Origin of the sequence: Escherichia sp. TW14182, from assembly GCF_000208525.1 — a bacterium.
GTDB lineage: Bacteria > Pseudomonadota > Gammaproteobacteria > Enterobacterales > Enterobacteriaceae > Escherichia > Escherichia ruysiae.
The window spans coordinates 1-10549 of record NZ_AEJZ01000230.1; the positions used below are offsets into that span (position 1 = coordinate 1).

The following is a 10549-nucleotide window of genomic DNA, read 5'->3' on the forward strand; positions in this document are numbered from 1 at the left end:
CCAGAAACAAAACCAGAAACAAAACCAGAACCCGCTCCGGAGCATTATGATAATGACCTTCGTCCGGAAGCCGGCTCCTATACGGCAAACATGGCTGCAGCAAACACCATGTTTGTGACCCGTCTTCATGAGCGTCTGGGGCCGGTGCAGTACACCGATGTCATGACCGGTGAGACGAAAAATACCAGTATGTGGATGCGTCACGAAGGGGGACATAACCGCTGGAGTGATGGTACAGGTCAGCTGAAAACACAGGGTAACCGTTATGTTGTTCAGTTGGGGGGAGACATTGCACAGTGGGGCCGGGGAGAAACTGACCGCTGGCACCTTGGCGTTATGGCCGGTTACGGTAACGACCATAACAATACGCACTCTGTGCGCACTGGATATCGCTCAAAAGGTAGTGTAAACGGATACAGCACAGGACTGTATGCCACTTGGTTTGCCAATGATGAAACACATAACGGGGCTTATCTGGATATGTGGGCACAGTACGGCTGGTTTGACAACCATGTGAAAGGTGATGGACTGCCGGGCGAGTCCTGGAAATCAGAAGGTCTTACAGCTTCACTGGAGGCCGGTTATACCTGGAAAGCGGGTGAGTTCAACAGCAGTCATGGCAGTCTGAATGAATGGTATGTTCAGCCTCAGGCACAGGTTGTCTGGATGGGGGTAAAAGCGGATGAACACCGTGAAAGCAATGGTACCCGTGTTGAGAGTACCGGCGACGGTAACGTCCGTACCCGTCTGGGTGTGAAAACCTGGATTAAGGGACATAACAGAATGGACGACGGTAAATTCCGCGAGTTCCGCCCGTTCGTGGAGGTGAACTGGCTGCACAACACCCGTGATTTTGGTACCCGCATGAACGGCGTTACGGTACATCAGGGCGGTGCCCGCAATATCGGGGAAGTGAAAGCAGGTGTTGAAGGACAGATAAATGACCGTCTGAATCTTTGGGGTAATGTGGGAGTACAGACAGGTGATAAGGGGTACAGCGACACTTCAGCCATGCTGGGCGTTAAATATACTTTCTGAGCCCCCTGAAGATAAAAGCAACCCAGGGAGGGGGCTTTTATCCGCATGTAAAGCAGAGCTTACTGGAGGAAATAACCCTGATAAAGATATATGTCCTGTATTCAATATCCGGCTTCGACATAATGCATTACGCGATAAGAAGTTTTTCTAACTACAGAGTTTGAACTATGTTTCCCGTTTTTTTACTTGTTTATATTATGTCCCCACCATAAAGAGATGTTGTTTATGAACAGAATCTGTCAGCCAATAATAACTTCTGAGGATTATAATAATATGATTCGTTCTGATGAATAATTATCTGAGTGAACAATCTGTCACATATATCTACGATGAAAAATAGTAAACAAATGCAATGTTTCATCAAAAAAGGAAGCAACAACATGAACGGTTGTACGGATAACATGCCGAAAAAACAAAGTTCCAGCCAGGGAAGTTTTTTCTTTCTGGTATTACTGGCCGTCTGGACTGGTGTTTTTTTTATGCCAAAGATGTTTTTTTTAGTGATTCCCGGGGGGGGGATATGCGCATTTGTTTTTTTATTTATTATCTGTCACCGGAAAGATTTTATAAGAAAGGTTGTGAGCGCGGGCGTTGTCAGTATCGCTCTGATTGTTCTTTTCATGATGTTGCCTTTTATGGGGAAAATAACGACCGGGCTCTGGCTGGCATACAGAATTATGAAAAAAATTAAGCGTGTTCGCTGCTTGTTGTCGGATGCACTGCTGAGCATGATACTATATACATCTCTCCTGATCCCGGTGTTGCTTCATTCAGGTGACTATATCGGTTTCAGTAATATATTAGTAATGACAATATGTGGGGGAATTTATTCGGTTGCGTCAGTGGAATGTGTTATGTGTATCTGTGAGCGTTCTGAAACACTCACAGATAATCTTTTTTTTATTTCTGTCATGTTATTGTCTGTACCGATAATCACGTTGTTATTAGTTTCCGACTCGCTGGATGGCACTGTTCAGCAGGCGTTTACTCCCCCTGGCATGAATATTCCCGGATAAGATATTTACCGGAGTGAACTCTCTTATCCGGGGGAGTTATTTCTGTCACGACCAGAAGTCGGTTCAGACATCTGTTACCGGAATCACTGACAACCATGTTGACAGTGATATAACACCTTTCCGGATTATCTGTCTCCTGTACCATTACGATGCAGAAATAACCTCGCATGACAATATTTCTTTTTTATCATCATCTCAAATGAGACCACATAAACTCGCTCACCAGCGCACTGATAAATGCTGATTGTTGTTTATCTGCGGCAGCATTGTGTCCCCCTTTCGTATTCTCATAAAAGTAGACCTGCTGATGACCCATCGCCTGCATGCGTGCAGCCATTTTACGCGCATGGGCTGGATTGACGCGATCGTCACTGGTGGCTGTATAAAACAACACCGGTGGATAGTTTACTTCCGCTTTAATATTATGGTACGGAGAAAATGTTCTGATGAACTTCCACTCTTCGGGCTTGTCCGGGTCACCAAACTCCGCAATCCACGACGCACCAGCCGAAAGATGCGTGTAGCGTTTCATATCCAGTAAAGGCACGCCACAGACAATGCATCCGAACAACTGCGGATACAACGTCAGCATATTGCCTGTCAGTAATCCTCCGTTACTTTCACCACGAATGCCCAGATGATGCGGAGAGGTTACCTTTCGTGCAATCAGATCTTCTGCTACGGCAGCAAAATCTTCGAAAGAGCGGTGTCGGTTTTGTTTCAGCGCCGCTTTGTGCCAGGCTGGACCATACTCACCGCCCCCACGGATATTGGCCACGATATACACACCTCCGCGCTCCAGCCAGGCCGGTGCCTCGTCCCCCAGATAGTCCGGTAGCAGTGACTCGGAAAAACCGCCGTAACCATACAGCAGTGTTGGCGTGCTGCCGTCCAGCCTGAGATTGTTAGCGGCAATCTGAAAATACGACACACGGGTTCCATCCCGGGAGCGAACAAAATGCTGGCTGACCTGGTAACCTGTAACGTCAAAGTCCTGTGGTTGCTGTTTCAATAATGTGATTTCACCCTCGTCGAGGTTACCGGTATACAGAGTGGCAGGTTGCAGAAATCCGCTGACGGTCAGAAAACAGTCGTTGCTTTCTTCATCAATAGCCTCAGCAGAAATAATACTCATAGTCACGGGGCTGGCCAGTGGGCGACGCAGCCAGCCGTTCTTCTGTGGCATCAGTACTTCCAGTCGACTGGTCGCGTTACTTATGATACTGAGGATCAAATAGTCACGCGTTTTACCGTAATCGCTTAACACGCTCCCGGCAGAGGGAGCAAACAACAACTGTAATTCACGCTTACCTGTCAGAAAGTCGTCAAAATCAGTCGCCAGCAGTGCACCGGAAGGATAATGTTTACCGCCGACCTCCCAGTCACTGGTCAGCCTGATTAACATCCATTCCCGATGTGTATCCAGTTCAGCATCAGCCGGGATATCGATTTTGATAAGCTGGTCACCCTGTGCCAGCAAGAAATAATCCCGGCACCAGAAGTCTGTCATCCTGCCGACAAAACTACGCTCAAAGCCTGGTGTGTGGTCGTGGTAAGCAAAGACTTCCATGTCTTCGTGCTGCGCTTCATACAACGTTTCTGCGACGTTCAGTGGCTATAAACAGCGTGTTCTGATCAACCCAGGACACCTGACTTTTTGCCACTGGTATGTTGAACCCGTCTTTAATGAAACATCTGGTCACCAGATCGAATTCACGAATTTCAGTGGCATCACCGCCATCCGGTGACAGGTATAACAGGCAATGGCGGTATTCCGGAGCCAGAGGGTACAAGCCCTGAAAAATCCACTCCCTGCCTTCCGTTTTACACAACGCATCAATATCCAGTACTGTTTCCCAGAGCGGATGCTCCTTTCGGTATTCATCCGGAGTGGTTCGTCGCAACACACCTTGTGGGTTAGACTGATCCTGCCAGAAATTATAATAGTAATCGCCATATTTACTTACCCAGGGGATTTGTGAGTCTTTATTAAGGATATTCAGAACCTCTCGCTCAATACGTAAAAAATTCTGGTTCCGGGCAAAGTGCGCTATGGTGCGCTGATTTTCCTTCTGGACCCATTGTAGAGATTTATCACCCTGCAGCTCTTCCAGCCACAGGAATTCATCGTCGGAGACTGAATTGTGGGAGATACTGCCGGATAATACTGTCATAACAAATATTGCTCCTGTAGTCTGGACAATCGCGTTTAATAAACTTGTGTCCGGAATGAATTCCCGGCCTGGCGTAACACCTGAAAACGATAGCTGCATATTACCGTGAATGTGAGAAGCGAGTAACAGCGTTTTCTTTATTCTGGCTCCAGATACACATGCCTGAATGTGTTCCCGGCCACGCAAATGTTTACCCCCGAGCTCAGGATGATGCTTACGACCTTCATGACAGACTGCCTTTCTGGCTTCCTGTATTTGTAAATCAATTATGCACCAGCATTTGTCCGGGATAACTTACCAGATATCGCTGTGCTTGTGCTCCGGATTGTACACCCGGTGAACTTGCTTATCTGACCACAGATTTCATCTGTGGCTCGAAAAACATTCTCTGGTCACCATGGACGTCTGAAAGAGCGATTCAGAATAAGGACTATTATTGTTGATAATACCTTACTGAAGCGAACCATCACACCTGCTTTTTTTGTACATGTAGCGTTATTTTTCCTGCAACAGTTCAATATTAATGCTGGCATGAAAGATGAAACAGATAATTTTTGCTGAAAATCAATCTTTCTGCCATGCAGGGGAGATATAAGCGCATTTTGCTAATTCTGGGGGATAGCAGCCATCGGGTTTCATTACATACAAGCTACCGTCGATTGTTAACCTGCCTACTCACGTTAGTGTGACCATGTCTATTTTTGTTGCTGGTTATAAACAGCCACAGAAAAACTGTTGTTATTAATTTTACAAAAAATGATGTACATCCGTACAGCAGGTTTCTCTTTTATCTAAAAAACAGAAAAGCTGCCTTATCTTTACCTTGATTGACAAATATTACTATTGAAGGTAAATCGCTATTCTGTATCCTTAAAATGAGATTGACATTCTTAATCAGAATGCTTCTTCTGGTGTTCTACAATACAGTGCATACATTCCGGGGCGCGTGCGTAAATATTCGCAGGAAACAGTTTAGCTCTCTCTTTTATCGTTTCTTATTCTGTAAACCAACTTCGGGGGCAGTTTGCGCGCCATTTTTTATCAACACGGCTGTAAGGTGTTTTTCCTGTTAAACAGGAAAACGCAATGTGGGAGTTTAAACATCAGGACCGTGACTGCACCTGCTTACTTTTTTTACAGCACGCTACGCCGGGAATAACCGGAATGTTTATTCACCCGTTTTCGGAAAAGGATGAATTTATGTTTTCAGGTGTTTTTATCGTGATGGCCGGAATACTGTCTCTTCTGGAGAGTTTCGGTTTCATATCTGCTGACGTAAAATGGGGTGTGCCGTTAGCCATTATCTGTTTTGGATTACGCTTAATTTATGAAGCATTCAGCGCCAGAAAAGGCCATGTGAACGACAAAGAAAATCCCTCCCGGACGTAATTTTGCAAAACCATCCCATCAGACAAAGTGCACCGGTTAACGAAGTGCTGCCCGGACAGTAAGACTTTGTGTTCCGCTCTTTCTGTTTTCCCGGATAATCATACAAACGGGCTACAGCATTCAGAATGTTGTAGCCCGGAAGGAATTAATGCCTGGTGGGCAGAAGGTGAATACGGGCAACGGATTCATCTTCTACCCAGTAAATACGTTCGGCGACCATGGCTTCAGGGTTTAGCTGTACGTCGCGTAGTACACGCTCTTTGAAGCGCAGATAACCGCCTTTATCGATAAGGTGCCCCATATGGAGGTAAACCGGTTTACCTCCCAGCATTTCTTTTTCAAATTCGAACAGGTTTGATATGACCTGCCTGATGACATCCTCTGTAACCAGGTTCAGGAAAACTTTCCCTGCCCGTGGCGTTTTTTTACCGGTTCTTCCTCCCAGGCGAACCTGCCAGAACTCCTGTGGCTGACGCTGCCAGGCGAGGGTGGGACACGCCAGAACACATTCTCCGCATCCGATACAGAGCGACTCTTCCTTTGTGGCTTTTCCATTCTTTAATGACAGGCACCCCACGGCGTGGTGCGCACAGGCTTTCACACAGGCGCCACATCCGATGCAACGTTCTGCCGTAAAACGCATTCTGGCCACACCAATAATGCCAAAGTCTGACATGGAGGCTTTGGCACAGTCATTCGGACACCCGGCAATGACGGTTTTCAGGTGATAGGCGCTGGGATAAATCAGCTTTTCCAGCCGCCGGGATAAACCTGTGGTGTCGGTATTGGCTTTCTGGCAAATCCGGTTACCCTGGCAGGCGACAATGTTGCGTCCGCCAATCGCCAGGTATCCGGCTTTCGGATCATCAACCTGAACATCACACAGCTCCATTTCAATTTCGCGAATGAAAGGTTCCAGTGCGGCATTCACTTTGTCGATATCTTCGTAACGAATACCCGGCATGGCCAGTTTCTGGCGGGTGGTCAGATGGATCTGACCGTTACCCCAGGTTTCCGCAATCTCGCGTGCCACAGTCAGCAGGTGAGCGGGCAGAATGCCGCCGGGTATACGTACGCTTATCATGGCCTCACCACGGACTTTCGAAAGACGATATTCGTTGTTTGCCCGGGCCTTAATGATATCAATATCCACACTCATCATTTTTTCCTCAGTCTGCAAACTGACGGGCTACGGCATAGTTGAAAACCGGACCATCGACGCAGACATAGACATCCCCCATGCGGCAGTGACCGCATTTCCCCACCGCACAGGCCATCCGGCGTTCATAATCCACCCAGATTTGTTCCGGCTGCAGCCCTTTTTCCAGCAACATCTGTACGGTGAATTTAATCATCACCGGAGGACCAACAACAATCGCCTGCATGGTGCTGATATCTTCAAATGTCAGTGCTGCCAGATGGTCAGTGACCCGCCCGGTACGGTAACGTTCATCTGCTTCGCCTTCATCCAGGGTCAGAATGAGATTGTGGTGCCGGCGCCAGTTCGCCATTTCCTGTTTGTACAGCACACAGTCCCGGTTTTTATAACCGAAAATCATGTCAAGCTGGTTGATTTCCTGCGGGTTTTCGACGAAATAGCGCATTAACCCTTTGACTGGCGCAACGCCAGTACCGCCGGCAATGACCACCAGAGATTTGTGGCGGAAGGCATCGACAGGATAGCCGTTACCATAGCAGCCACGCAGCCATACCCTGTCGCCCTCACGGAGGGTAAAAAGCGCGCCGGTCACTTTGCCGACATTGCGGATAAGCAGGTCTATCCAGCCCTCTCCGCAGTCAGAAACAGAAATGGGCGCCTCCCCGACGCATGGCAGGGAGACTTCGACAAACTGTCCCCAGCGGGCCGGAAAATCGACTTCCACACGAAAATTCCACTCCTGTGGTGTATGACGGGTGATGGAAATAATGCGGTATGCAGCAGGCAAAAGGCTGTGCTTTTCTTTATCATGACAGGAACACGTTGACACTGGTTATGCCTCCCCGGAGAGTGCCTGCCGGACCGCGGCAGTCATTTTATTAATAATACGTGAGAATTTAATGTACTGAGGGCAGCGGTCATCGCAGCGTCCGCAGCCCACGCACATATGTTCAGTACCATTGCGGGCTTTGTAATCATTGACTTTATGAAGTGCACGGTAACGTAAACGTTCTCCCGCAGACTGGCGAAAACGGTGTCCGCCGGCCATATCGCTGAAACCCGGTACCATACAGCTGGCCCACTGGCGACGGCGTTCACCGCGCTGAGGATTTTCGTCATAAGCCACATCAAAAACGCTGTAGCAGGTACAGGTCGGACACCCGGTTGTGCAGCGTCCGCATCCAATACAGCGGCTGTTGTACTCATCCCAGAGCGGATGATTGATAATAATGTCGCGAACGCTTTGGGGGGACTGACAGATTTTTTCAGGGAGGGTAACCTGTTCCGGATTTTCGCTGACGAAGACAGGCTCATATTCTGTGCTCTGTCCCATTCCCTGTAAGGCGTCTTCAAAAAAAGCATCCTTAATAAAAACGCTGGCGCCGTCATTACTGAATCGCATTGCTGCACTGTAATTATCGGTTTTATTACTCTCCATGGAGACACAGAAACAGTTTTCAAAACTTTGCGGGCACTCAATCAGAACAAAACGAATATGGTCGCGCAGCCGCTGATAACTGTAATCAGAATTATTCCCATTAGATAAGTACATATAATCCAGTCGCGATATGGCATTGATGTCACAGGCGCGGGCAAATATCAGTACTGGCGTGGTATCCGTTTCCGCAATCTGGATAGTGTCTTTATTAAAATAAAAGAGCGTTTCTGTTATCGGCGAAATAACCGTACTGGGTGACATGTGGGATTTCTCCTGCCAGACCAGGTCATCCCATCCCCGGATTTGCTGATAAATAATGTTATCCGTATCAGCAAAACGCCCGCCGCGAAACTCGGCAGAAGGCGCCAGAACTCGCCATTTTGCGCTCAGTCGCCGGATTAACAGACTGAACTCTTCAGGCGTGATTTTAACCGCCATCACATACTCCATTGCCTGTCAGTGAAGGATATATTGAGAAAATAACGTTTCTTTTTTTTACGCTAACGCTGAAGCGTTAAAAGTAACAACGGAAAAAACTGATTGTTGTTATCGCCATAATGAATAAGTGGTACTTTAAGTACCCACATAAGATGGTGCCGTTACTCGATGTACACCGGAACGATAAATGCCGTTTCTGTGTGTGGGGCGATGAAAGGGGAGGACGAAACAGCAATGAACGATGGATAAACATAAATCACGGAAAACATAACCGGTGACAGAATGTACTGCGTAAACCGAAAAGAATCAGCAGTAGTAAACATGTCGGTGAAAAAATATAACTGTCTTATTATAACTTCAGTGCGGAATGGAAATCGTATATGGCTCAAAATGAGCATAACATGAAGCTGACAACAGGGCTGACTGAGTGAAAAAAGACGACAACTGCACACTAAAAAATCCGGACATTCTGAAGCAAAAATGTAACGCATTATATTCCTGCCATATTGCTTCTCTCACCAGACAGGTGCAGTGTTACCATGATAAAGGCGTGGACATGCCATGGATTGACCCTGCTGATGGCGGTGTTAAGGCCAGAATGTTAATATTACTGCAATCACCCGCAAGAAGTGATCTGATGCCCAGGTTCGTGTCACTTGATAATCCCTGCCCGTCTCAACAGAATCTTCATCGTTTTCTTAAACAGACCAGAATCAAAAGAAAAGATATTATTCTGTGGAATACGATGCCGTGGCTTACTCTCTCCGGTAAAAAACTCTCACCGACCCGCAATAACATCATAAAGGGTGTGGAAATACTAAAATCACTGATGCCTTTACTGAAGAATTTAACGGTTGTCGTTCTGGCTGGCTCGGCAGCCTCGCAAACCCGTTCGTTTTTTGAGAGAGAATACCCTCATCTAACATTACTGACCATGCCTCACCCCAGTCCGTTGTCACTCTGTCGTTCTCCTTCTGTGACGGAAGCAATAAAAACAACGCTTCATCAGGCATATTTATTGATAAATTCACAGCGTTCAGAGGCTAATAACAGTCATACTTTATAACTGCTCAACGTTCATTCCGGCCTGACGACAATGTCAGGTTACACATTTATCCGGAAGCTTTGTTTATGGAGGTAAGAAAAGATGTCCGTACAACACGATACCTGCAGCCCGGAACCGGAGCGTTGTATCAAATTGTCTCCTGAGACCGGGCATTATATTAAAACTCGTTATCGACGGATAACTGATTTATATTTTATCAGGGAAGCGGAATAACAAGAATATTAACTGACAGAGAGTTTATCAGTTCGCGGCAGGAGGGCAGCAGTTTATGTATAAAAGACTGATGGTGTCCACATATCAGAAGGTCGCATTGTTCTTCATTAACAACCTTAACCAGTGATAAAGGCATTTCACCCGGAACAATGCGAATTTTAAGTTTCTTGTTGCAGATGTCGCTGGCAAGTTTTTGTATGTGTTCTCTGTTATGTGTTCTTATTCCATAAATGACATCTTCACACGAGGGCATGTAAATGCCGTGTCCCATTTTCTCATTAATGTCGTCAATGTGAATGATTGTCAGGTATGCATCATTCTGCTCGGCCAGTGCACGGGCTTTGTTGATTAAAATAGTATCATCGTCCTGTCCGGCAACCGCTACGGCAATATTTTTGTAAATCATATTAATATCCAGTAGATAAAATTTATTTTATTGCTGTTATTAATTTGATAAGTGAAATAATGAAAGATGTCAATACATAAAACCTTTAAATTAAACCAGTTTTAACGATAGATTATTCTTTTATGAAAGTATACTGGAGGTGTATCGCTACACTATTGCGCAACCTGTTTTTGCTCGCACAAAAAGTAAGCGCCCCGAGAAGTACGTAGCGT

Annotated in this window: 8 protein-coding genes and 1 pseudogene; 4 read left to right on the forward strand and 5 right to left on the reverse strand. The window is 46.5% G+C overall.

Annotation, left to right across the window (positions count from 1 at the left end):
* Both EQY_RS0117705 and EQY_RS0117710 read left to right on the forward strand, forming a co-directional pair.
* A partial coding sequence (locus tag EQY_RS0117705; protein WP_000296784.1) for an autotransporter outer membrane beta-barrel domain-containing protein occupies positions 1-1038 on the forward strand: 1038 nt, incomplete at its 5' end.
* Positions 1039-1418: 380 nt separating this feature from the next.
* Positions 1419-2054 (forward strand): hypothetical protein, encoded by a 636-nt coding sequence (locus EQY_RS0117710; protein WP_001012683.1) that lies wholly within the window; start codon positions 1419-1421, stop codon positions 2052-2054.
* A gap of 190 nt (positions 2055-2244) precedes the next feature.
* Here the strand turns inward: EQY_RS0117710 and EQY_RS0117715 are convergent.
* Positions 2245-4228: pseudogene (locus EQY_RS0117715) on the reverse strand (prolyl oligopeptidase family serine peptidase).
* A 1164-nt stretch (positions 4229-5392) separates the two neighbouring features.
* Between EQY_RS0117715 and EQY_RS0117720 the strand changes: the two are divergent.
* The gene (locus EQY_RS0117720) at positions 5393-5617 is read left to right on the forward strand and encodes a hypothetical protein (protein ID WP_237712275.1); all 225 of its coding nucleotides are present in this window, start codon (positions 5393-5395) and stop codon (positions 5615-5617) included.
* 145 nt (positions 5618-5762) lie between these two features.
* Here EQY_RS0117720 and asrC read toward each other — a convergent pair whose 3' ends face one another.
* From asrC to asrA, 3 genes are read right to left on the reverse strand one after another with little or no spacing between them, the layout of a single operon-like run.
* Positions 5763-6776, reverse strand: coding sequence for a sulfite reductase subunit C (gene asrC / locus EQY_RS0117725; protein ID WP_000109844.1), 1014 nt, complete (start codon positions 6774-6776; stop codon positions 5763-5765).
* Between the two features lie 10 nt (positions 6777-6786).
* On the reverse strand, positions 6787-7605 hold the full coding sequence (gene asrB / locus EQY_RS0117730) for an anaerobic sulfite reductase subunit AsrB (protein WP_001542543.1): 819 nt from the start codon (positions 7603-7605) through the stop codon (positions 6787-6789).
* 3 nt (positions 7606-7608) lie between these two features.
* Positions 7609-8652, reverse strand: a complete 1044-nt coding sequence (asrA, locus tag EQY_RS0117735) for an anaerobic sulfite reductase subunit AsrA (RefSeq protein WP_000279210.1) — start codon at positions 8650-8652, stop codon at positions 7609-7611.
* Positions 8653-9079: 427 nt separating this feature from the next.
* Between asrA and EQY_RS0117740 the strand changes: the two genes are divergently transcribed.
* Positions 9080-9718 carry a uracil-DNA glycosylase gene (locus EQY_RS0117740; protein WP_071987974.1) on the forward strand — a complete coding sequence of 213 codons (639 nt, stop codon included), beginning with the start codon at positions 9080-9082 and terminating at the stop codon, positions 9716-9718.
* 196 nt (positions 9719-9914) lie between these two features.
* Here the strand turns inward: EQY_RS0117740 and EQY_RS0117745 are convergent, their stop codons facing one another.
* Positions 9915-10337: a universal stress protein gene (locus EQY_RS0117745; RefSeq protein ID WP_000639547.1), complete on the reverse strand. Its 423-nt coding sequence runs from the start codon at positions 10335-10337 to the stop codon at positions 9915-9917.
* Between the last annotated feature and the right edge of the window lie 212 nt (positions 10338-10549).